Here is a 19,623-nt window from a genome sequence, read left to right as displayed (position 1 = left end):
GGTTCAGGAGACTGTCGTCTCCGCGCCGTTCGCCCGCCGGCGCGCGTTGATGAGCCGCGCGAGAATGTAGGCGAGAAGCGGTAGGATCGACACGCCGGACACTACGACCAGTTCCAAGCTCAGCTTGTCCCGCCCGCCGGATACCAGCGACCAAACCGCGGACCCTTGAACGAGAAGCAGCGGTATGGAGCCGACGGCAAGCCCCCGCCATGCGATCCCCGGCTGGCGGTCGAGCCCGGCCAATCCTTCTTCCCAAACCATAGCGGCAACGCAACCCAGTTGGAAAAGCGCGAAGAGACCGAGCGGGCCGGGCGAAGTCATCAGCATCAGGAACAAGAAACCTTCGGAAACAGCCTCCCCTGCCACCGCTCCCTTCACCGCAAGGTAGATCGTCAGGAACATCAGGAACGTGCCCACGCCGGACAATGCCGTGAGGACGAGAACGGATGGCGCTGCGACGGCTGCAAGATACCAGAAGATGCGTGCCGAACCCGGTCGCGAGCGCTGGATTGGCTTGCCGACCACGCGATCCATCATGCTTGCCAATCTCCATTCTGGGCGTGGGTATGCTAGCCGGTCCTTACGCAAACAAAAGGCGGCCCGAGAGCCGCCTTTCATGATCCAGCCTTTCGAAACGCCGCCCCGCTCAGCGCAGGTCTTCGTCCTCGGTTTCTTCTTCCGGCTCGGTGCGGCGCATGGCCGTGAGCTTGGCGAAGACGGCGGCGGCGTCCAGTTCCTCGTCGTCGCCGCGCGGGCGGTAGTTCTGGGTCTGCGCGGCCGACAGGAGGCGTTCCTCCTCGGCCACTTCCTCGGGACGCGGCATGCCGCGCGAGGCCTTCTCGACCTCGAGGTCGAGGTCGATCTGCGAGCACAGGCCGAGCGTCACCGGGTCCATCGGCTGGAGATTGGCCGAGTTCCAGTGGGTACGCTCGCGGATCTGCTCGATCGTGTGCTTGGTGGTGCCGACGAGGCGCGAGATCGCCGGGTCCTTCAGCTCGGGATGGTTGCGCACCAGCCAGAGAATGGCGTTCGGCCGGTCCTGGCGCTTTGAGACCGGCGTGTAGCGCGGACCCTTGCGCTTGGCTTCCGGCACGCGAACCTTGGGCGGGGCGAGCTTGAGCTTGAGCTTGTCGTCCTTTTCGGCGCGCACGATCTCGTCGCGCGTCAGCTGGCCCGTGATGATCGGGTCCATGCCCTTGATGCCCTGCGCCGCCTCGCCGTCCGCGATCGCCTTCACCTCCAGCGGGTGCAGCGTGCAGAACTCGGCGATCTGTTCGAAGGACAGCGCCGTGTTGTCGACGAGCCAGACGGCCGTGGCCTTGGGCATCAGAAGCTGCTGAGCCATGGATAAAGGTCTCCTGTTGGCCCGCCCCGGTCAGGCGGGCTGTGGTCATGCCACAGATCCGGGAATTCGGGGACGACTATAGGGATGCGGGGCCCGGTTCGCAAGAAAACGATGCACCGCACGCGCCATGGTTTTGGACGGCCGTCATCCGCGAACGTCAGAGCGTCAGGACCACCTTGCCGATATGGTCCCGGTCCATGTGCCGGTGCGCCTCGCCCGCTTGCGTCAGCGGGTAGGTTTCCTCGATCAGCGGCTTGATGCGTCCGTCCGCGAGCAGCGGCCAGACGTGGCGCTGAAGATCGGCCGCGAGCTCCGCCTTGAACGCGGCGTCGCGGGCCCGAAGCGTCGAGCCCGTAAGGACCAGCCGCTTGCGCATGATGGCGAAGAGATCGACCGGCGCTTCGCGCCCGCGCAAATGAGCGATCTGGACGATGCGCCCGTCGTCGGCGGCCACGGCGACGTTGCGGGCGAGGTAGTCGCCGCCCACCATGTCGAGTGTCAGGTCGACCCCGCGCCCGTTTCGCCATCCCTTCAGGACCTCGACGAAATCTTCCCTCCGGTAGTCGATCGCCAGGTCCGCGCCGAGCCGGCGCGCGGCCTCGGCCTTTTCGGGGCTGCCGACCGTGGTCGCGACATAGGCGCCGAACGCATGGGCGAGCTGGATCGCGACGGTTCCGATGCCGGACGTGCCGCCGTGCACCAGACAGGTCTCGCCAGCCCGCAGCGCGCCGCGCTGGAAGACGTTGTGCCAGACGGTGAGGAACGTCTCGGGGATCGCCGCAGCCTCCGCGAAACCCATCCCATCGGGGATGGGAAGCACCGACCCTTCCGCAGCCAGCGCGTACTCGGCGTAGCCTCCCCCCGCCAGAAGCGACATGACGCGCGTGCCCGGCTGCCAGCGGCTCCCCTCGCCCGCGAGCGCCACCGTGCCGGCGACCTCGAGCCCCGGCCATTCCGGAGCGCCCGGCGGCGGCGGATAGGCTCCCATGCGCTGGAGGACGTCGGGCCGGTTGACCCCGGCCGCATGCACGGCGATCAGCACCTCGCCAGGGCCGGGCCGGGGCAGCGGACGGCGCTCGACCTGCAGCACGTCCGGCCCGCCATGCCCGTTCAGCGCGATCACGCACATGTCGTCGGGGAGGCGGGCGGGATCGGTTCGGCGCATGGCAAGGCTCCTTGAGAGGTTTTGCTCAGATCTAAAGCGGCATGGTGAATTTTTCAGGTTGGGCTTAACCCTTCGTTCACCATTCGAAGGCATAACTCGGGGCGTCCAGATCTGTTTGGATGACGACCTTGCCGGTTGTCGAACCTCCCTGTTGAACTTCAAGAGCCGCCCCGTGCGGCTCTCTTTTTGTCCGGCGCGCAAGGCTTCGGCATGCTTTCCGTGCATTAACCACATTGGGCCGGACGGGATTGCGAATTGTCGCGGCCGGGTGGATTCTAGGGTCGAAGAGACAAGCGAGGCCGCGTTCGGCGCCGTCGCTCGCTGCAACGATTCCTCGCAAGGCCGGTTTATCGCGCATGACAAAGAAGCTTATCGATCAGAGCGACGCGTCCCGGACCATCAGGCTGGCGGAGCGTCTTGCCTTCTCGTCGTCGTTTCAGCCGATCTTCGACGAGGGGATGATGCTGGTCGACGAAACCGCGGCCTATCTCGACGGGGACGGACGCGCCGACGTTCGAACGATTTCGCGCGGGGCGGCGACGCTCTATGCGGCCGAATCGATGCGCCTGACGACGCGGCTGATGCAGGTGGCCTCCTGGCTCCTTCTCCAGCGCGCGGCGAACCAGGGCGACATGTCGCGCGCCCAGGTCGAGGCGGAGAAGGTGAAGGTGCGGCTCGACGGATTGAACGTCGGCGCCGATTCGCCCTTCTACGAGGAACTGCCCCTGGCATTCCGCGATCTCGTCCAGCGCGCGATGATGCTGGAGCGGCGGATCGCCATGCTGGACCGCGAGATCTACGGCGCGGCGGAGCCCGACCCCTCGACCAATCCCGTAGGCGAGCAGATCCATCTCCTGCGGACCGCCTTCGCCGTCTGACCCCTCTCGAACAGACACATGAAAAAGGGGCGCCCCGGCCAAGCCGGACGCCCCTTTTTCATGTGCGGAAAGTCTGCGGCGGATAACAAAAAGCCCGGACGCAAGCCGGGCTCTTCGAAGGCGATGGAAGCGACCGGCTTAGATGCCGAGGCCTTCGTAGCGCTTCTTGAAGCGCGACACGCGGCCGCCACGGTCCAGCATCGTCTGGTTGCCGCCCGTCCAGGCCGGGTGGCTGATCGGGTCGATATCGAGGTTCAGCTTGTCGCCGGCCGCGCCCCAGGTCGAGCGGGTCTGGTACTCGGTGCCGTCGGTCATCACCACGGTGATCGTGTGGTATTCGGGGTGGATGTTCTGCTTCATCGTCGTTTTCCCAGAGCCTTCGCGCTCGCACCCATCTCGCCCAAGGTCGAACCGGACGGGGTGAGCCGCCTGGACATTTTGACCATGGACCGGAATGAGGAGCGCGATCGCTTTCAAATTCAAGGGCGAGCCTATACATCAGGGCCCGAACGCGCACAAGTGCCGCCGGGGGCGGCCGCAGAAGGCGAAGTGATTTGGCCAAACGACCCGTCAGCGAAGCCGGCGGCGGTTCCTCCCGTCGCAACCTGAAGCCGCTCGCCCGCCTCTGGCCCTACGCTCTCCAGCATCGCGGTCACGTCGCGGCTGCCCTGTTCTTCCTGGCGCTCGCCTCCGCCACCACGCTGTCCCTGCCGCTGGCCGTGCGCCGGGTCGTCGACCATGGCTTCAACTCGCCCGACACGCGGTTCGTCGACACCTATTTCGGCATGCTGGCGATCCTCGCCGTCGTGCTCGCGCTGGCGAGCGCCGGGCGCTACTATTTCGTCATCACCATCGGCGAGCGCGTGGTCGCGGCGCTCAGGCGCGACGTGTTCGCCCATGTCCTGACGCTCTCGCCCGCCTTCTACGACCGCAACCTGTCGGGCGAGATCGTCTCGCGCCTCACCGCCGACACGACGCAGATCAAGTCCGCCGTCGGGGCGACGGCCTCCTTGGCGCTTCGCAACACGATCCTGTTCTTCGGGGCGGCGGTGATGATGGTGGTTACCAGCCCCGGCCTGTCGGCGATCGTGCTCGGTGCCATTCCCCTGATCGTCCTGCCGCTTGTCGCCTTCGGGCGCACGGTGCGCAAGCGCTCGCGCGCCGCACAGGACGTTCTGGCCGCTGCCAGCGCCTATGCGGGGGAAGCCATCGCCTCCGTTCGCACCGTCCAAGCCTTCACCGCCGAGGCCCAAGCTCGCGGCCGGTTCGACAGCGCGGTGGACGACGCCTTCGAGGCCGCCCGACGCTCGGTCTCGGCGCGCGCGGGCCTCACGGCCTTCGCTATCTTTCTCGTGACCGTTTCGATCATCGCGGTTCTCTGGGTCGGCGCGCAGCAAGTGATCGCCGGCACGATGACGGCCGGCACGCTAGGCCAGTTCCTGCTCTATGCCGTGTTCGCGGCCTCGAGCCTCGGGCAGCTTTCCGAGGTCTGGGGCGACCTGACGGCGGCCGCCGGCGCGACGGAGCGACTGTCGGAGCTTCTCGAGGAGCGCGCCGATATCGCCTCCCCCGCCCTGCCCGCAGCCTTGCCCGTCCGCGCGCTCGGGGTCGTGCGCTTCGAGAACGTCGCCTTCCATTATCCGGCGGCTCCCGACCGGCCGACGCTTCGCGGCCTCGACTTCACCGTGCAGCCGGGCGAGACGGTCGCCCTCGTCGGCGCGTCGGGCGCCGGCAAGTCCACTGTCTTCGCGCTTCTGGAGCGCTTCTACGACCCGTCCGGCGGGCGCATCCTCGTCGACGGCATCGATATCCGATCGGCCGACGTCGCCACGCTGCGTAACCGGCTGGCTCTGGTACCGCAGGACGTTTCGATGTTTGCCGGAACCTTGCGCTCCAACATCGCCTTCGGGCGGCCCGAGGCGACGGATGCCGAGATCGAGGCGGCGGCCGAGGCCGCGCTCGTCATGCCCTTCGTGCGCCCGATGCCGAAGGGTTTGGAAACGCTCGTCGGCGAGCGCGGCATCACCTTGTCTGGCGGTCAGCGCCAGCGCGTGGCGATCGCGCGCGCTATCCTGCGCGACGCGCCGATCCTGCTTCTGGACGAGGCGACCTCGGCGCTCGACGCCGAAAGCGAAGGCCTCGTCCAGGAAGCGCTCGACAAGCTGATGCGTGGGCGCACCACACTGGTCATCGCCCACCGCCTCGCGACGATCCTGAAGGCGGACCGCATCCTGGTGATGGACGGCGGCCGCATCGTCGAAGAAGGCACGCATGCCAGCCTGATCGAGCGCGGCGGCGCTTACGCCCGCCTCGCCCGCCTCCAGTTCGGCGCGGCCGAAGCCGCCCTTCGCGGCGCGGCGGAGTAGCGCCTTAGCGCTCCGTCAGCTTGAGTTCGATGCGCCGGTTGCGCGCGCGCGCATCGGGCGTATCGCCCGCGACCAGCGGCTGGAACTCGCCGAAACCCGTCGCCGCCAGCCGATTGGCCGGAACGCCCGCCCCGACCAGGAAGCGCACCACGGCCGCCGCGCGGGCGGTCGACAGCTGCCAGTTGTCGGTGAAGCGCCCACCCGAGATCGGCACGTTGTCGGTGTGGCCGTCGACGCGGATGATCCAGTTGATGTCGGACGGGATCTCGCGGTTCAGCTGGATGATGGCGTCGGCGAGCTTGCGCATCTCGTCCTCGCCCGCCGTCTGGAGAACGTCGGCGCCCGAGGCGAACAGAACCTCCGACTGGAACACGAAGCGATCGCCGACGATGCGGATGTTGTCGCGGTCGGCGAGGATCTCGCGCAGGCGGCCGAAGAAGTCGGAGCGATAGCGCGCCAGCTCCTGCACCCGCTGGGCCAATGCCACGTTGAGCCGGCGGCCGAGATCGGCGATCTGGGTCTGGCTTTCGCGGTCGCGGCTTTCGGAGGCGCCGAGCGCGTCCTCCAGCGCGGCGATCTGCTGGCGGAGCGCCGAAAGCTGCTGGTTCAGGAGGTCGATCTGGGTGCGCGCCTGCGCCGACACCTGCCGCTCGTTCTCGACCTCGGCCTGAAGCGTGCCCGCATCCGCACCGCTGCCGGCGGAGGGCCGGCTGGTGCGCTCGCCATCAAGAGCCGCCTGAAGCCGCGACCTGTCGCTTTGGGCGCCCGCGAGCGAGGCCTGGAGCGCGGCGATCTGGTCCTGGAAGTCGGTGGAGTTGGAGCGCTCCAGCGCCAGAAGCTGGTTGAGCTCGGCGATCTGCGAGTTGAGGCGGTCGAGCACGGTGTCGCGTCCCGACAGGTCGCGACTGAGAAGGAACTGCGCGATCACGAACACCGACAGGAGGAACATGATGGCCAGAAGCAGCGTGGACAGGGCGTCCACGAAACCCGGCCAGTAGTCGATCTCGCGCCGAGCCCGGCGTCCGCGCCCGAGCGCCATCCCCGTCAGTTCCGCTCGATTTCGGTGAGCGAATGGTTCAGGCGCTCCAGAACCTTGCGCATCTCGCGCTGCTCGCCGGCCTGCGCCTCGACGAATTCGCGCAGCGTCTGCTGCTCGCCTCGCATGTGCTGCACGAGCCCCTGGATGCTTTCGGCCAAGTTCGCCATGGCCGCGCTGGTGCGCGGGCTGGTGCTCTGCTCCAGAACGAGGCGGTTGATCCGGTCGGACAGAAGACGGAACTCCTCCGCCCCGCCCCCGATCGAGGTGACCTCGCCGACCGGCGGAAGAACGGCGGCGGCCGGCTCGACGGCGACGAGCGACAGCCAGTCCTCCAGCTCGGTGTAGAAGCGGTTCTGCGCCCGCCCGATCTGGAGATCGAGAAAGCCGAGGACGAGCGAGCCGGACAGGCCGAAGAGCGAAGACGAAAACGCCGTACCCATCCCCGACAAGGGCGCGGAAAGGCCGTTCTTGACGGAATCGAGAACCGTCGCGGCATCGCCCGCCGCCGGGTCCAGCGACTGGATCGTGGCCGAGATCGAGCCGATCGTCGTCAGAAGGCCCCAGAACGTGCCGAGAAGGCCGAGGAAGACGAGAAGGCCGACGAGATAGCGCGAGATGTCGCGCGATTCGTCGAGCCGCCCGCCGACCGAATCGAGAATGGTTCGAACGGCGGTCGCGGGCATGGCGCGCGGCATCGGCCCGGCGCCGATCATCGCCTCCATCGGCGCGAGCAGCACGGGAGAACGCGCGCGCCGCTCGCGGTCGTTGTCGCGCACCGCGTTCAGCCAGCGCGCCTCGCGCGCGAGCTTCCAGATCTGGAGAAGCGCGAGCAGGATGCCGACGGCCAGAACGCCGAGGATCAGCCCGTTGAGGCCGGGATTGGTAGAAAAGGCCTGCGTGACCTGCCGCCCGAGGATCATCGCCACGAAGCCGGCCAGCACCAGAAACACCAGCATGGCCCACAGGAAGATCAGCGGGCTGGAAAACCGATCGGGGCCGCCGATCGGCTGCGGCCGGTCGTCCGTGGATGAACTCAAAACTGGCATCGGCACATCCACCCGCTCGAAAGCCTCCCCCGTGTCGGCGACGTGGAAGCTAAAGGAGGGCGGACGCGCTGGAAACCGGTTTTCTCCCGTGTTCGGGCCGTTCGGGCCGTTTCCGGTCTTATTCCACAGCGGCGGCCGCCGGCGAGGCGACCTTGGCGCCGCCGCGGAACGCCGCGTTGGCCGTCTTCAGCTCGGCGACGAGCGCCTTATGGACGAGTTCGTTGCCGCAGACGATGTCGCCCTGCACGAACTCGAACTTCGAGCCGTCGGTGTGGGTGACGAAGCCGCCGGCCTCGCGCACCAGGATCGAACCGGCCGCCAGATCCCAGGGCTGAAGCCCATGCTCCCAGAACCCGTCGAAGCGCCCGGCCGCGACATAGGCGAGATCGAGCGAGGCCGCGCCCATGCGGCGCAGGCCCGCCGTTTCGCCCATCATCTGGCGCGCCTCGAACAGGAAGCGGGCGTGATCGCCGTGCCCGAGAAAGGGCATGCCGGTGCCGATCACGCATTCCGGCAGCTTGGAGCGGGCGGCGACGCGGATGCGCCGATCGTTGAGGAAGGCACCGCCGCCCCGTTCAGCCGTGTAGAGCTCGTCCGTCGCCGGATTGAAGACGACGCCGGCGACGATCTGGCCGTCGCGCTCCAGCGCGATCGAGATGGCGAACTGCGGGATGCCGTGAAGGAAGTTGGTGGTGCCGTCGAGCGGATCGACGATCCAGCGATGCTGGGGATCCTTGCCCTCTACCGCACCCCGCTCCTCCATCAGGAAGCCCCAGTCGGGCCGGGCGCGGGCGAGTTCCTGGTAGACGATCTCCTCGGCCTTGCGATCGGCCTGGGACACGAAGTCGGCCGGACCCTTCATCGAGACCTGAAGGTTCTGCACCTCGCCGAAGTCGCGGGTCAACGAGCGGCCCGCCTTCATGGCGGTCTGCGTCATGACGTTCATCAGCGCCGAACGGGCCATGGCTTCATCTTCCTTTGCAACGGTCGAAAGAACGCGCGGGTCTTGCCGATCCGGCAGCCGCGTTCCGCAAAAACCCGAGGGCGCGGAGGGAAATGGAATGAGGCGCGGCGAGATGAGCCGCGGCGGGACGAGAACCACAATTTGCGGGCCGGTTCAACCCCGAAGCGTCAGCCGGTGGGCGAGCGGTTGGCCGCTTCCAGCGCCGCCTTCTGTTCGTCGGTGGGCAGCGCGGCGAACCACTTGTCGAGTGTGGCGTCTGAGTTGGAGGCGCGGCGCGCCAGAACCGCCCACATCGCCGCCTTTTCCCGGTCGCGCGCCGTTCCGACCCCGTCCTTGTAGAGATGGGCCATGCGGTTGACCGCGATCGGATTGCCGCGTTCGGCGGCGCCCTTCAGCCAGCGGAACCCTTCCACCGGGTCCTTCTCGCCGCCACGGCCGTTGATCAGCCATATGCCGAGCTCGATCTGGGCAGTATCGCTGCCGCCCTTGGCCGCCTCGTCCAGCCACTTGCGAGCTTGCCCATCGTCGGGTTTGTCGAAGCCGCGCCCGTAGGCATAAAGCTGCGACAGGGCATACTGTGCGTCGGCGAGGCCGGAATCGGCGGCCTTGCGGAAATAGCCGGCCGCTTCCGCAAAGCCGCCGGTGGGCGCGGCGCGGATCAGCATCTGGCCGTAGTTGTAGGCGGCGAGCGGGTTTCCCGCGTCGGCCGCCGCCTTCATCAGGTCGCGCGCGGTGGCATCGTCGCGCGGCACGGCCCGCCCCTCGATCAGGAGCATGGCATAGCGGAACTGGGCTTCGGGCACGCCGGCCTTGGCGGCGACGCCATACCAACGCGCCGATTCCAGCTCGTCGCGCGGCACGCCGAGGCCTCGGCCGTAGATTTCGCCGAGCAGCGTCTGCGCCGCCGGATCGCCGAGATTGGCGAGCGGCTCGGCGATCCGAAGGGCCGAAAGGTAGTAGCCGCGCTGAAACGCGCCATAGGCGTCGGCGGTCGGCGAGGCGTCCGTTCCGCCGGCATCGTCGGAGGGTTTTGCGACCGGCGTCGGCAGGAGATTGGGCGAAAGGGCCGGCGTCCCGCCGGCCGGCGGCACGGGAGCGGACACGGCCGGCGAAGCGATCGGGGCGGCATCGCCCGGCGCGGGCGCGGCCTGCTGCTGCGCGAGGCTCGGGGTCGCGACCACGACGGCGAGGAGCGCGAGCCGCTTCATGCGGCGCCGCGCTCCATCGCCTCGTCGATCATCCGATTGGCGGCCTTGACGCGAGCACCGATGCCGGCTTCGTCGCCGAACACGGCCGCGGACAGGGCGATGAACTCGGCTCTCGTGTCGATCGCAAGCCCAAGCGTGGCGAGGTCGGCGCCCCCTTGCACGATGCAGGGGATTTCGACGATCGCGGCCCACCATTCGGCGAGTTCCAGATTGCGCCTCAGGGGCTCGGCGCCCGTATCGGCCCCGAGCTTGCCGAAGAACAGATAGTCCGGCATCGCCTCACCTGCTTCCAGCGCGTCGTGGCGCGTGGTGAAGCCCGATCCGCCGACGATGAGCTTGGGCGACAGGCGGGCGACGGCCTCGCGAAGCGCGCCGACGCTGCCTTTGGATTCGTGGAAACCGTCGGCCCGGACCCGGCCCGCACAGCGCGTATCCTCGGCGACGATCGCGGCGGCGCCCGCTTCCTGGACGATCGGCACGAGGCGCTCGGCAAAATCCTGGAAGGCGGCTTCCTGGCGCCCGGCGGGATCGACCAGGACGGAGGCGACGTCGCCGGCGGACAGGGCCTCGCGAAGCCGGGCCTCGCCGAGCTCCCCGTCGGGCAGAAGCGTGGTCGCCAGAACGAGGCGGGGGCGGATACGGTCTTCGTCGGTCATCGAGCCATCTGTGCAGCGGAGAGCTCCGGCGCTTGGAGGCCGGCGAGACGCTCTAGATACCGATTGCGGCGAGACTACAAGGAAAAGGATGGGGGTCGTGTCCGGCGCGGCCCGAAGGCCACGCCGCTTGGGCTCGGGATTGGATGATCAGTCCGTTCCGGTACGCAGACGCTCGATCTCGTCCTTCAGAAGCAGCTTGCGCCGCTTGAGTTCCTGTAGTTCCGCATCGCTCATGGCAGGCTTGGTGTGGGCCGAAGCGATCTCATCGTTCAGCACCGAATGGCGTTGTTCCAGAGTCGCGAGATGGGCATCCAAGGACATTCTTGAGCTCCTGTTGATCTCTTCCCCTTCCACCGTCGCCCGGGACGACCCGAGGCGTCGTGGACACGGTGAAAGTGTCACATAAGGTTTGCCCTGTCGAATGAGCTTCAAGAGCCGGGTTTTTAATTTCCCGCCGGGCTGGTAACGAAGAACCTGCTGCAAAAGCCGCGGGATCCCGGCGGTTCGGGCGCTTTGGCGACGAACGGCCCGTGGATCGAAATTTTGTGATGCCGGACCGGTTTTTCGAGCGGAAAGCCGGCCAGGGGTGATGCGTTCGAGGGGACCGGGGTGGCGGATCAGGAACAGGCCGAAATCAGGCTGCAGCTGGCAAGGCTGCGCCAGGAGCATGCCGATTTCGACGCGGCGATCGAGGCGATGGAAACGGTCGGCTGTGACCGGCTCCAGGTCCAGCGGATGAAGAAGAAGAAGCTCGTGATCAAGGATCGGCTCCAGGACCTCGAGGACCAGGTCATCCCGGACATCATCGCATGAGCGCGGTGCCCGTCGCCGTCATCATGGGCAGCCAGTCCGACTGGGCCACGATGAAGCATGCGGCCGATACGCTGGATGCGCTCGGCATCGGCTTCGAGGCACGGATCGTCTCGGCCCACCGGACGCCGGACCGGCTGGTGAGCTTCGCCAAGGGCGCCAAGGCGGCCGGGTTCCAGGTGGTGATCGCGGGCGCGGGCGGGGCCGCCCATCTGCCCGGCATGGCCGCCTCGATGACGCCGCTGCCCGTGTTCGGCGTGCCGGTGGAAAGCCGGGCGCTTTCGGGGCAGGACAGCTTGCTGTCGATCGTCCAGATGCCGGCGGGCGTGCCGGTCGGAACGCTGGCCATCGGCCGGGCGGGCGCCGTCAACGCGGCGCTGCTCGCCGCCAGCGTCCTTGCCCTTAACGACGAAGCGCTGGCCGCGCGGCTCGACGCCTGGCGCGAGCGCCAGACCGCCGCCGTCGCGGACCATCCGGTGGACGACGCGCCCGCCCATTGAAGCGAGACCCCATGACCTCTTCCCTCCCCCCGGGCTCCACGATCGGCATCATCGGCGGCGGCCAGCTCGGACGCATGCTGGCTTCGGCCGCCGCGCGCCTCGGCTTTCGAACCCTCGTCCTCGATCCCGACGCCGACTGCCCGGCCGCGCAACTGGCCAACGAGTTGATCCAGGGCACCTACGACGACGCGGCAGCGCTCGATCGGCTGGCGGAAGCGAGCGACGTCGTCACCTACGAGTTCGAGAATGTTCCCGTGGAGCCGCTTCGCGCGGTGGCCGCCAGGCGTTCCGTCCATCCGCCGATCGAGGCGCTGGAGGTGGCGCAGGACCGGGTGGTGGAAAAGGCGTTCCTGAACGGCATCGGCATCCAGACCGCACCCTGGCGCGCCGTGGACGATCCGCAGGAGATCGACCACGCGCTTCTCGACCTTCGCGGCGACTGCATCCTGAAGACGCGCCGCCTCGGCTACGACGGCAAGGGGCAGGCGACGATCGTCGCCGGCAGCACGCACGAGGGCGTCTTCGAGAGCCTCGGGGGCGTGCCCGCCATCCTGGAAAAGAAGGTCCCGTTCGAGCGCGAGATCTCCGTCATCGCCGCGCGAACCGAAAGCGGCGACTTCGCCGCCTTCGACCCCGTCGAGAACGTGCACCGGATGGGCATCCTCAGCCGCTCCACCGTGCCCGCCGCCGTCGGCGAGGATGTCGCGGCGCGCGCCGTCGCGATCGCGCGCACGATCACCGAACGCCTCGGCTATGTCGGCGTGATCGGCGTCGAGTTCTTCGTCGGCACGGACGGCACGCTCCTCGTCAACGAGATCGCGCCGCGCGTCCACAATTCCGGCCACTGGACGGAGGCCGCCTGCACGATCTCCCAGTTCGAGCAGCACATCCGCGCGGTCGCCGGCCTGCCGCTCGGCAGCGCGGAGCGCCATTCCGACTGCGTCATGGAGAATCTCATCGGCTCCGACGTCGAGCGCGTTCCTGCGCTCCTGCGCGAAGCCGACACGCTGCTCACGCTCTACGGCAAGCGCGAAGCGCGCGCGGGCCGAAAGATGGGCCATGCCACCCGCCTTTCGCGCGGGCGAGGCGTCTGAAATCCATATGCGGGGTGCGTCATACGGTTGACATCGCCCCGCCCCTGCGGCTAATGCCAAGCCCAGGTCGACGCGCCCGAAACGGCGCGTTTTTCATTATGCGGCGGAATGGGATTGGGCCCGATCGTCGCCTCCACTCGACGGTCGAAGCCATGAAGATCAAGAACTCGCTGAAGTCCCTCAAGGGCCGCCACCGCGCCAACCGCCTGGTTCGCCGCAAGGGCCGCATCTACATCATCAACAAGCTCGCCCCGCGCTACAAGGCGCGCCAGGGCTGAGGCTTGCAGCGGCCGGTTCTCCGGCCGTTCGAAAATTCGATTGGAAGGCGCGCTGGGAAGGTCTAACCTTCGTCCCATGCGCGCCTTTCTTCGTTTCCTTATCCCGATCGCCGCCGTGATCGCCTTTCTCGGCGGCGCCCCTTCCCTGCGGGCCGAAGAGGCCGTGTCGCCGGACGTGTCCGGCGATGCCGCGGAGAAGCCGCCCGCCGCCGCCGAATCGCGCAGCGAAAGGCTGGACCGGCTCTTCGGCGAGTTGCGGCGCGAAGGCGACGCCCAGAAGGCCGGTGCCCTCGCCGAACAGATCCAGACCACCTGGAACGAGAGCGGCAGCGCGACGATCGACCTTCTGATGCTGCGCTCGGCGCAGGCGATCGCCAAGAAGGATGCGGGCGCGGCGATGGATCTCCTGGATCAGGCCATCGTCCTTCAGCCGGATTTCGCCGAAGGCTGGAACCGCCGCGCCACCCTGAACTACACGCAGAACCGCTACGGGCTCTCGATCGCCGATGTCGGGGAAGTGCTGAAGCGCGAGCCGCGCCACTTCGGCGCGCTGATGGGGCTCGGCGCGATGCTGGAGGAGCTCGGGCGACGCCGCGAGGCGCTCGACGCCTATGGCCGCGCGCTGGCGGTCTATCCGTCGCTGAAGCCCGCGCAGGACGCGGTGGCGAGGCTGGCCGAGGAACTGTCCGGCCAGCCCGCTTGATGGGTTGCCCTCGGCCTCAGATGGCCGACAGGCCGTCCGAGCCGATATAGGCGATGCGGATCATGTTGGTGGCGCCGGGCGTGCGCAGCGGCACGCCGGCCGTCACGATCACCCGCTCGCCGACCCGCGCATAGCCCTGCTGTACGGCGAGACGACAGGCGCGGTCCACCATGTCCTCCATGTCGTAGGCGTCCTCGGTCACCACGCAGTGAAGCCCCCAGACGAGGCTGAGCCGGCGCGCCGTCGCCTCGATCGGCGACAGGGCGAGGATCGGGATCTGCGGACGCTCGCGCGCGGTGCGAAGCCCTGTGGTGCCCGTCGAGGTGTAGGTGACGATGGTCGCGACCTTCAGCGTCTCGGCCATCTGCCGCGCGGCCAGCGACACGGCGTCGGCGCCTGTGGATTCCGGGTCGGGGCGCTGGGCGAAGATGATGCCGGGATAAAGCGGATCCTTCTCCACCTCGACCGCGATCTTGTCCATGGTCTGGACGGCTTCCACCGGATAGGCGCCGGCCGCAGACTCCGCCGACAGCATGACCGCGTCGGCGCCTTCGAACACGGCGATCGACACGTCCGACACTTCGGCGCGCGTCGGCACGGGGGCGGTGATCATGGATTCCAGCATCTGCGTGGCGACGACGACGGGCTTGCCGGCGCGCCGGGCAAGGCGGGTCATCCGCTTCTGGATGCCCGGCACCTGCTCCAGCGGCATCTCGACGCCGAGATCGCCGCGCGCCACCATGATGGCGTCCGACAGCTCGATGATCTCCTCCAGCCGCTCGACAGCCTGCGGCTTCTCGATCTTCGACATCAGCCCGGCGCGACCACGCGAGACCTTGCGCGCCTCGGCCAGATCCTCCGGCCGCTGAATGAAGGACAGCGCGATCCAATCGACATTGGCCTCCAGGACCGCGTCGAGATCGCGCCGGTCCTTGTCGGTCAGCGCACCGCTCGTCAACAGCGTGTCGGGCAGGCTGACGCCCTTCTTGTCGGAAATGCGCGTGCCGGCCACCACTTGGCAGCGGATCGCGGTGCCAGTGGATTCCAGCGCGCGAAGCTGCAGCTTGCCGTCGTCGATCAGGAGCCGGTCGCCCGGCTTCACCGCTTCCAGGATCTCGGGATGGGGCAGGTAGACGCGCGTCGCATCGCCCGGCTCTGGGTTGTCGTCCAGCGTGATGATGTCGCCGGGCTTCAGATCGACCTTGGTATCAGTGAACTTACCGACGCGCAGCTTGGGCCCCTGAAGGTCGGCGAGAATGCCGATAGGGCGCCCGACGGCCTCTTCCACACGGCGGATGCGGGCGACGAGCTCGCGCATCGAATCGTGGTCGGTGTGGCTCATGTTGATGCGAAAGACGTCGGCGCCCGCTTCGTGAAGCTTGCGGATCATCGCCTCGTCGGAGGAAGCGGGCCCGAGGGTGGCGAGGATCTTGACCCGGCGGTTGCGTTTCATGGTTGCTCGGTTCCCCCGCGTGGCGCTTCGGTCAGCTGAACCATCCAGCTGCCTTGTCCGCCGGTGTCATACTCCCGGAATCCCATCTTCTGGAACCCTCGTGCGAAGCAATCCTTGACCCCGACGATTTTGAACTCGTTCTCGGCGATGCACATGTCGACATTGCCGGCCCATCGGCCGACGCCCTCGGCATCTTCGGCATAGATGTAGTAGTAGCGCGAATGAAGCTCGCCCTCGATGACGGAGCGGCATGTCGTCGCCGGAATACGCCACCAGCCTTCGCTGATCCAGCCCTCGGCGGTGCGCTGGCCGACCGCGACGCCGACCAGCGTCTGGGTGCCGTTGCAGACGCGGAAATCGGCGCGCGCATCGGTGCTGAGGATCGGCGAGCCGAACAGAAAGGCACCGGCGGCGAGACAGATGGCGGCGATCGGGGAACGACCCCCCGGGATCGGGCGGAACGGCATGGGCGACCCTTCGAAAGGCGAGCTGCGGCTCCTTCTCGCATAGTCGCGAACGCTGTCAAAGTCGCGGCGGCGCGATCCGGCCACTCTTTTTCGCGAGCCATTGCCGGGCAGGATCGACCGGGCGCTTGCACCGCCGGGCATGGCGACTGATATCGAAACGAACCCATCGCAGAGGAAAAGCGCGATCATGACGCAGGATGCCGACACCATCGCTTTGGAAGCCGCCGCCTTCCGTCGCCTGCGCGACCATCTGCAGGCGCGAACCGACGTGCAGAACATCGACCTGATGAATTTGGCCGGCTTTTGCCGCAACTGCCTGTCGAACTGGTACCAGGAGGCGGCGGAGGCGGCGGGCCGGCCGATTGGCAAAGACGAGGCACGGCACATCGTCTACGGCATGCCCTATGCGGAATGGCGCGAGCGCTACCAGCGCGAAGCAAGCCCGCAGGCGGCCGCCGCCTTCGCCGCGAAGCCCGGCCACGAGTGAGGCCTCAACGACCTCTTAACCATCTTGCTTCATCGAAGAGGGGACGTCGCCGGTGCGCCCGGCGGCCTTCGCGTGTTTCCGCCTGAACGAGGTTTTCGCCATGTCCAACGCCACCGAGGAAGTCGCCCAGGATCAGCTCCGCTCCTTCGTTGAGCGCATCGAGCGCCTGGAGGAGGAGAAGAAGACGATCTCCGACGACATCAAGGACGTCTATGCCGAGGCCAAGGGCAACGGCTTCGACACCAAGGTGTTGCGCAAGGTGATCTCGCTGCGCAAGCAGGATGCCAACGAGCGCGCCGAGCAGGACGCGATCCTGGACCTGTATCTCCAGGCGCTGGGCATGCAGCAGGGCTGAGCGTCGCGCGCAACGGCTGTAAGCAAAGAAGGGCCGAGGCGTTCACCGCCTCGGCCCTTTCCTCATTTTCGATGCCTGAAACGCAAGCGGGATACCGGCTCAGCGACCGCGGCGGCGCTTGTGGCCAAGACCCATCTGCTTGGCGAGGCGCGAGCGGGCGGCCGCGTAGTTCGGCGCCACCATCGGGTAATCCGTCGGTAGGTCCCACTTCTCGCGGTATTCTTCCGGCGAGAGGTTGTAATGCGTCATCAGGTGGCGCTTGAGCGACTTGAACTTCTTTCCGTCTTCCAGGCAGACGATGTAGTCGTCGGTCACGGACTTCTTCACCGAAACCGCCGGCTTCGGCTTTTCCACCGGCGCCGGCTCGGGCGCGGCGCCTGCGCGCCCCAGCGCGCCGTGAACATCCGCGATCAGGGCCGGAAGATCAGCGACGGGAAGGGAGTGATTGCTGACATAGGCGGCCACCACTTCGGCGGTCAGTTCCATCAGCCCTTCGTCATTCGTCGCGGGAATGTCGAGTTGATCCATGGTTCGTCCAATCTGGTCGGTGGATGCGACTTCGCATCCCAAGGCTGAAAACTGGAACAAGGTAAGGCGCGATGATCGAATCGACTTGCGACGCGATCGGCACGAGTGTTCCGATATCGGCTGAGACCGTATCCTTTCAAAGGATACTTATTGTCAAGCCGCGTCTTTTCAACGGACAGTTGCCGAAACGATCAACTGCTGCAGCTGGACACCGAAGCACGAAAACACATCTTGACGACCGAAAGTCTATTCAGCGAAGAACATGCGTCGATCTCCATAGGATCATGCATCGACGGTATTCGCAACCTCCGATCGAAGAGCCCAGGGGTTGCGGGCGTCCTTGCCAACGAAAAAGGCCCGTACCGGGGCACGAGCCTTGTTCACGCAGTCTTTTCGAGACGGCTAGTTGAGCTTGTGCACCGGCATGAAGTTCACCGCCGTCCCTTCGAAGCGCGACGAGCCGGACGGGCTGGCGCTCTTGGAGGAGAAGCCGCGCACGAACACGGTGTCGGGAATGCTGCCGATCAGGCTGTGGGCGACCGGTCGCTCCAGATCCTGTTCGACCGCGCGCCGCTCCGGATTGGTGATCAGCGAGGCGATCTCGACGCGCTCCGCGATGATGCGGGACGAAGGCTGGGCCGCGCGCTTGGCGGCGGCGAGTGCTGCCTCGTCGCCGACCACGCGCCCGCCCTTCGACGAAACGGTCTTTCGAGCCGGCTTGGGCAAGGTCGAGGACCCCGTGCCGCCCAAGGCGGCCACGACGATCGGCTTTCGCTCGGCCGACGCCGGCGCTTCGCCGGGCATCGCGGCGGCCAGCGCCAAGGGTGTGGCCGGGCGGTGCGTGGGCCGTGCGGCGGCGGGCGTCGACAGCGCGGGCGCTTCGTCGGCCAGTGCGGCGGCGATGATGGATTCGGGCGTCAGGTCGGGCTCCGAGCCGACCATGCGCGGGGTCGGCAGGGCGGCCTGTTCGCCGCGCAGTACCGCCTCGAACGGCGGCCGAGCACGGGGCGTGGGAACCGCGTAGGCGAGCTGCGCGGGCGCCACGGGAGAGGCCTCGGCAGCTTCCGCCTCGAGCGAGGCGACGAGCGTCGCCGCCACGGCATCGGCAACCGCCGGCCGCTCGGGAGCATGCGTCGGCAGCGGCACGCGGGCCGGCACGAGCGCGGCGACCTGCGTCTCAGCGGGAATGCCGGCCGGCGGGCTTGCGCGGCTGGTTCCGTCGAACGCGTCGCGATCGGCCATGGCGATGCCGACGGGCATTGCGGCGGGCGGCAGCGGCGGGGCGGCGCGCGTCGGCCAAACGGCGGCGACCTGAACCTGCGGCTCGGGCGCGGCGGCGGGCCGGGCGGCCGGCTTGCCGACCGGAGCGGCCACCGCTTCCGCCTCGTCCTCGGCCTCGTCGGCACCGCCGCCGAACAGAACGGCCAGAAGCGAGCGGCCACCGCCCGAACCGGACGAGGACGCGATCTGGACGTCGTTGGCGCCCTTGCGCTTGTTGTAGGAGGCGAGCGCCGTCTCGTAGCCGGGCAGCGGCTTGCCGTCGGCCGGCAGATGGATCGTGTTGCCCTTCGGGAAGACGCTGGCCAGCTCCGTGCGGCTTATGCGCGGCCAGTAACGGCCCTTCCCCGTGTCGAAATGCACGAAGGGCGAGCCGGAACGCGGATAATAGCCGACGCCCCCGAGCTGCATGCGCAGGCCGATGTCGCGGACCTTCTTTAGCGGCACGTCGGGCAGGAAGAAGTCCACCGCCTTGCCCGACATGTGGAGGCTGGAGCCGGCGACACCCGATGAGCGCGAGCGCAGCATCTTGTTGGTGCCGGGCGAGCGGTAGCCGCCGATGACGTGGATATAGCCGCGCGAGCCGGACTGCTTGTGCGCCTCGTAGAGAAGGTCGAGGAGCTTCGGGTCCATCGTGGTCGGCTTGTTCTCGCGCCAGTCGCGCAGCGCCCAGTTCGCCTTCTTCAGGCCGTCGGGCAGGAACTTGCCGTTCCGCTTGTAGACGATCTCGCTCTTTTCCTTGAGATGCACGTGATACAGCTTCAAGGTCCGCGTTTCGGCCTGCGCGGCGGAGGCGGACACCGCCACGAGGCCGACCAGCACGAGCGCGGCGTGCTTCGCCACGCGTCGCGCGACGCATTCGGTCCATCCGAACATGCGGCAATTCCCCCGGTGTGTCGTGCCGCTGACGGCGTCCCCGCATCAGTGAACGAATGAACCCGATCCAGGGACCAGTCTATTCGATGGGGAGTGCGGCACGAAAATGACACTTGGCCGATTTCTT

23 protein-coding genes are annotated in these 19,623 nt (G+C 67.6%); 9 read left to right on the top strand and 14 right to left on the bottom strand.

The genetic code is table 11. The annotated features are described in order from the left end of the window. Nucleotides 1-3: 3 nt before the first annotated feature. The 3 genes from H7A85_RS07905 to H7A85_RS07895 all read right to left on the bottom strand — a co-directional run bounded on the left by H7A85_RS07905 (nt 4) and on the right by H7A85_RS07895 (nt 2,510). A complete protein-coding gene (locus H7A85_RS07905; RefSeq protein ID WP_182085370.1) occupies nt 4-537 on the bottom strand; it encodes a hypothetical protein in 534 nt (177 codons plus the stop codon). Between the two features lie 109 nt (nt 538-646). After that, nucleotides 647-1,345 (bottom strand): cell cycle transcriptional regulator TrcR, encoded by a 699-nt coding sequence (locus H7A85_RS07900; RefSeq protein ID WP_182085369.1) that lies wholly within the window; start codon nt 1,343-1,345, stop codon nt 647-649. Nucleotides 1,346-1,502: 157 nt separating this feature from the next. Next, a complete protein-coding gene (locus H7A85_RS07895) occupies nt 1,503-2,510 on the bottom strand; it encodes an NAD(P)H-quinone oxidoreductase (RefSeq protein WP_182085368.1) in 1,008 nt (335 codons plus the stop codon). A gap of 356 nt (nt 2,511-2,866) precedes the next feature. On the opposite strand from H7A85_RS07895, the gene H7A85_RS07890 reads away from it, so the two are divergent. After that, the gene (locus H7A85_RS07890; RefSeq protein ID WP_182085367.1) at nt 2,867-3,388 is read left to right on the top strand and encodes a DUF1465 family protein; all 522 of its coding nucleotides are present in this window, start codon (nt 2,867-2,869) and stop codon (nt 3,386-3,388) included. A 138-nt stretch (nt 3,389-3,526) separates the two neighbouring features. On the opposite strand, the gene rpmE is transcribed toward H7A85_RS07890, so the two are convergent. Next, on the bottom strand, nt 3,527-3,748 hold the full coding sequence (gene rpmE, locus H7A85_RS07885) for a 50S ribosomal protein L31 (protein WP_182085366.1): 222 nt from the start codon (nt 3,746-3,748) through the stop codon (nt 3,527-3,529). A gap of 194 nt (nt 3,749-3,942) precedes the next feature. Between rpmE and H7A85_RS07880 the strand changes: the two genes are divergently transcribed. Then, nucleotides 3,943-5,754: an ABC transporter transmembrane domain-containing protein gene (locus H7A85_RS07880; RefSeq protein ID WP_244631032.1), complete on the top strand. Its 1,812-nt coding sequence runs from the start codon at nt 3,943-3,945 to the stop codon at nt 5,752-5,754. 4 nt (nt 5,755-5,758) lie between these two features. Here H7A85_RS07880 and H7A85_RS07875 read toward each other — a convergent pair whose 3' ends face one another. From H7A85_RS07875 to H7A85_RS07850, 6 genes are all read right to left on the bottom strand, one after another. Further along, nucleotides 5,759-6,793, bottom strand: a complete 1,035-nt coding sequence (locus tag H7A85_RS07875) for a peptidoglycan -binding protein (RefSeq protein ID WP_182085365.1) — start codon at nt 6,791-6,793, stop codon at nt 5,759-5,761. A gap of 5 nt (nt 6,794-6,798) precedes the next feature. Beyond that, nucleotides 6,799-7,839 carry a flagellar motor protein MotA gene (locus H7A85_RS07870; RefSeq protein WP_182085364.1) on the bottom strand — a complete coding sequence of 347 codons (1,041 nt, stop codon included), beginning with the start codon at nt 7,837-7,839 and terminating at the stop codon, nt 6,799-6,801. A 118-nt stretch (nt 7,840-7,957) separates the two neighbouring features. Further along, on the bottom strand, nt 7,958-8,803 hold the full coding sequence (locus tag H7A85_RS07865) for an inositol monophosphatase family protein (RefSeq protein WP_182085363.1): 846 nt from the start codon (nt 8,801-8,803) through the stop codon (nt 7,958-7,960). Nucleotides 8,804-8,970: 167 nt separating this feature from the next. Continuing rightward, entirely contained in the window at nt 8,971-10,011 is a 1,041-nt protein-coding gene (locus H7A85_RS07860) for a tetratricopeptide repeat protein (protein WP_182085362.1), read from the bottom strand. Beyond that, nucleotides 10,008-10,667 (bottom strand): thiamine phosphate synthase, encoded by a 660-nt coding sequence (locus H7A85_RS07855; RefSeq protein WP_182085361.1) that lies wholly within the window; start codon nt 10,665-10,667, stop codon nt 10,008-10,010. Before H7A85_RS07855 ends, H7A85_RS07860 begins: the two co-directional genes overlap by 4 nt. Before the next feature lie 147 nt (nt 10,668-10,814). Then, nucleotides 10,815-10,988: a DUF465 domain-containing protein gene (locus tag H7A85_RS07850; protein ID WP_182085360.1), complete on the bottom strand. Its 174-nt coding sequence runs from the start codon at nt 10,986-10,988 to the stop codon at nt 10,815-10,817. Nucleotides 10,989-11,276: 288 nt separating this feature from the next. Between H7A85_RS07850 and H7A85_RS07845 the strand changes: the two genes are divergently transcribed. From H7A85_RS07845 to H7A85_RS07825, 5 genes are all read left to right on the top strand, one after another. Further along, nucleotides 11,277-11,480, top strand: coding sequence for a YdcH family protein (locus tag H7A85_RS07845; protein WP_182085359.1), 204 nt, complete (start codon nt 11,277-11,279; stop codon nt 11,478-11,480). Next, nucleotides 11,477-11,977, top strand: coding sequence for a 5-(carboxyamino)imidazole ribonucleotide mutase (gene purE, locus H7A85_RS07840; protein ID WP_182085358.1), 501 nt, complete (start codon nt 11,477-11,479; stop codon nt 11,975-11,977). Before H7A85_RS07845 ends, purE begins: the two co-directional genes overlap by 4 nt. Nucleotides 11,978-11,988: 11 nt before the next feature. Further along, on the top strand, nt 11,989-13,071 hold the full coding sequence (locus H7A85_RS07835; RefSeq protein ID WP_182085357.1) for a 5-(carboxyamino)imidazole ribonucleotide synthase: 1,083 nt from the start codon (nt 11,989-11,991) through the stop codon (nt 13,069-13,071). Nucleotides 13,072-13,223: 152 nt separating this feature from the next. Then, entirely contained in the window at nt 13,224-13,349 is a 126-nt protein-coding gene (gene ykgO, locus H7A85_RS07830; protein WP_019998227.1) for a type B 50S ribosomal protein L36, read from the top strand. A gap of 76 nt (nt 13,350-13,425) precedes the next feature. Beyond that, nucleotides 13,426-14,052, top strand: a complete 627-nt coding sequence (locus H7A85_RS07825; protein WP_182085356.1) for a hypothetical protein — start codon at nt 13,426-13,428, stop codon at nt 14,050-14,052. Between the two features lie 16 nt (nt 14,053-14,068). Here the strand turns inward: H7A85_RS07825 and pyk are convergent, their stop codons facing one another. Then, on the bottom strand, nt 14,069-15,505 hold the full coding sequence (pyk, locus tag H7A85_RS07820) for a pyruvate kinase (protein ID WP_182085355.1): 1,437 nt from the start codon (nt 15,503-15,505) through the stop codon (nt 14,069-14,071). Beyond that, on the bottom strand, nt 15,502-15,972 hold the full coding sequence (locus H7A85_RS07815; protein ID WP_182085546.1) for a DUF1036 domain-containing protein: 471 nt from the start codon (nt 15,970-15,972) through the stop codon (nt 15,502-15,504). The genes pyk and H7A85_RS07815 overlap by 4 nt, the downstream gene beginning before the upstream one ends. A 187-nt stretch (nt 15,973-16,159) precedes the next feature. Between H7A85_RS07815 and H7A85_RS07810 the strand changes: the two genes are divergently transcribed. Beyond that, the gene (locus H7A85_RS07810) at nt 16,160-16,459 is read left to right on the top strand and encodes a DUF1244 domain-containing protein (RefSeq protein WP_182085354.1); all 300 of its coding nucleotides are present in this window, start codon (nt 16,160-16,162) and stop codon (nt 16,457-16,459) included. A 100-nt stretch (nt 16,460-16,559) separates the two neighbouring features. After that, on the top strand, nt 16,560-16,814 hold the full coding sequence (locus H7A85_RS07805) for a DUF2312 domain-containing protein (RefSeq protein WP_182085353.1): 255 nt from the start codon (nt 16,560-16,562) through the stop codon (nt 16,812-16,814). A 99-nt stretch (nt 16,815-16,913) separates the two neighbouring features. Here the strand turns inward: H7A85_RS07805 and H7A85_RS07800 are convergent, their stop codons facing one another. Both H7A85_RS07800 and H7A85_RS07795 read right to left on the bottom strand, forming a co-directional pair. After that, nucleotides 16,914-17,342 (bottom strand): MucR family transcriptional regulator, encoded by a 429-nt coding sequence (locus H7A85_RS07800; protein ID WP_182085352.1) that lies wholly within the window; start codon nt 17,340-17,342, stop codon nt 16,914-16,916. Nucleotides 17,343-17,744: 402 nt separating this feature from the next. After that, nucleotides 17,745-19,496 (bottom strand): DUF882 domain-containing protein, encoded by a 1,752-nt coding sequence (locus tag H7A85_RS07795; protein ID WP_182085351.1) that lies wholly within the window; start codon nt 19,494-19,496, stop codon nt 17,745-17,747. Nucleotides 19,497-19,623: the final 127 nt, after the last annotated feature.

It is taken from the genome of Aureimonas sp. ME7, assembly GCF_903970965.1.
Lineage (GTDB): Bacteria > Pseudomonadota > Alphaproteobacteria > Rhizobiales > Rhizobiaceae > Aureimonas.
This window is presented reverse-complemented; position numbering and strand designations above follow the sequence as displayed.

Bases quoted from the DNA above. Each gene is read 5' to 3' on its own strand.
- H7A85_RS07865 (WP_182085363.1), bottom strand. From the start codon at position 8,803: ATGGCCCGTTCGGCGCTGATGAACGTCATGACGCAGACCGCCATGAAG.
- pyk (WP_182085355.1), bottom strand. From the start codon at position 15,505: ATGAAACGCAACCGCCGGGTCAAGATCCTCGCCACCCTCGGGCCCGCT.
- H7A85_RS07850 (WP_182085360.1), bottom strand. From the start codon at position 10,988: ATGTCCTTGGATGCCCATCTCGCGACTCTGGAACAACGCCATTCGGTG.
- H7A85_RS07860 (WP_182085362.1), bottom strand. From the start codon at position 10,011: ATGAAGCGGCTCGCGCTCCTCGCCGTCGTGGTCGCGACCCCGAGCCTC.
- purE (WP_182085358.1), top strand. From the start codon at position 11,477: ATGAGCGCGGTGCCCGTCGCCGTCATCATGGGCAGCCAGTCCGACTGG.
- H7A85_RS07895 (WP_182085368.1), bottom strand. From the start codon at position 2,510: ATGCGCCGAACCGATCCCGCCCGCCTCCCCGACGACATGTGCGTGATC.
- H7A85_RS07875 (WP_182085365.1), bottom strand. From the start codon at position 6,793: ATGGCGCTCGGGCGCGGACGCCGGGCTCGGCGCGAGATCGACTACTGG.
- H7A85_RS07905 (WP_182085370.1), bottom strand. From the start codon at position 537: ATGATGGATCGCGTGGTCGGCAAGCCAATCCAGCGCTCGCGACCGGGT.
- H7A85_RS07795 (WP_182085351.1), bottom strand. From the start codon at position 19,496: ATGTTCGGATGGACCGAATGCGTCGCGCGACGCGTGGCGAAGCACGCC.
- H7A85_RS07890 (WP_182085367.1), top strand. From the start codon at position 2,867: ATGACAAAGAAGCTTATCGATCAGAGCGACGCGTCCCGGACCATCAGG.
- H7A85_RS07870 (WP_182085364.1), bottom strand. From the start codon at position 7,839: ATGCCAGTTTTGAGTTCATCCACGGACGACCGGCCGCAGCCGATCGGC.
- H7A85_RS07815 (WP_182085546.1), bottom strand. From the start codon at position 15,972: ATGCCGTTCCGCCCGATCCCGGGGGGTCGTTCCCCGATCGCCGCCATC.
- H7A85_RS07900 (WP_182085369.1), bottom strand. From the start codon at position 1,345: ATGGCTCAGCAGCTTCTGATGCCCAAGGCCACGGCCGTCTGGCTCGTC.
- rpmE (WP_182085366.1), bottom strand. From the start codon at position 3,748: ATGAAGCAGAACATCCACCCCGAATACCACACGATCACCGTGGTGATG.
- H7A85_RS07805 (WP_182085353.1), top strand. From the start codon at position 16,560: ATGTCCAACGCCACCGAGGAAGTCGCCCAGGATCAGCTCCGCTCCTTC.
- H7A85_RS07825 (WP_182085356.1), top strand. From the start codon at position 13,426: ATGCGCGCCTTTCTTCGTTTCCTTATCCCGATCGCCGCCGTGATCGCC.
- ykgO (WP_019998227.1), top strand. From the start codon at position 13,224: ATGAAGATCAAGAACTCGCTGAAGTCCCTCAAGGGCCGCCACCGCGCC.
- H7A85_RS07855 (WP_182085361.1), bottom strand. From the start codon at position 10,667: ATGACCGACGAAGACCGTATCCGCCCCCGCCTCGTTCTGGCGACCACG.
- H7A85_RS07810 (WP_182085354.1), top strand. From the start codon at position 16,160: ATGACGCAGGATGCCGACACCATCGCTTTGGAAGCCGCCGCCTTCCGT.
- H7A85_RS07835 (WP_182085357.1), top strand. From the start codon at position 11,989: ATGACCTCTTCCCTCCCCCCGGGCTCCACGATCGGCATCATCGGCGGC.
- H7A85_RS07800 (WP_182085352.1), bottom strand. From the start codon at position 17,342: ATGGATCAACTCGACATTCCCGCGACGAATGACGAAGGGCTGATGGAA.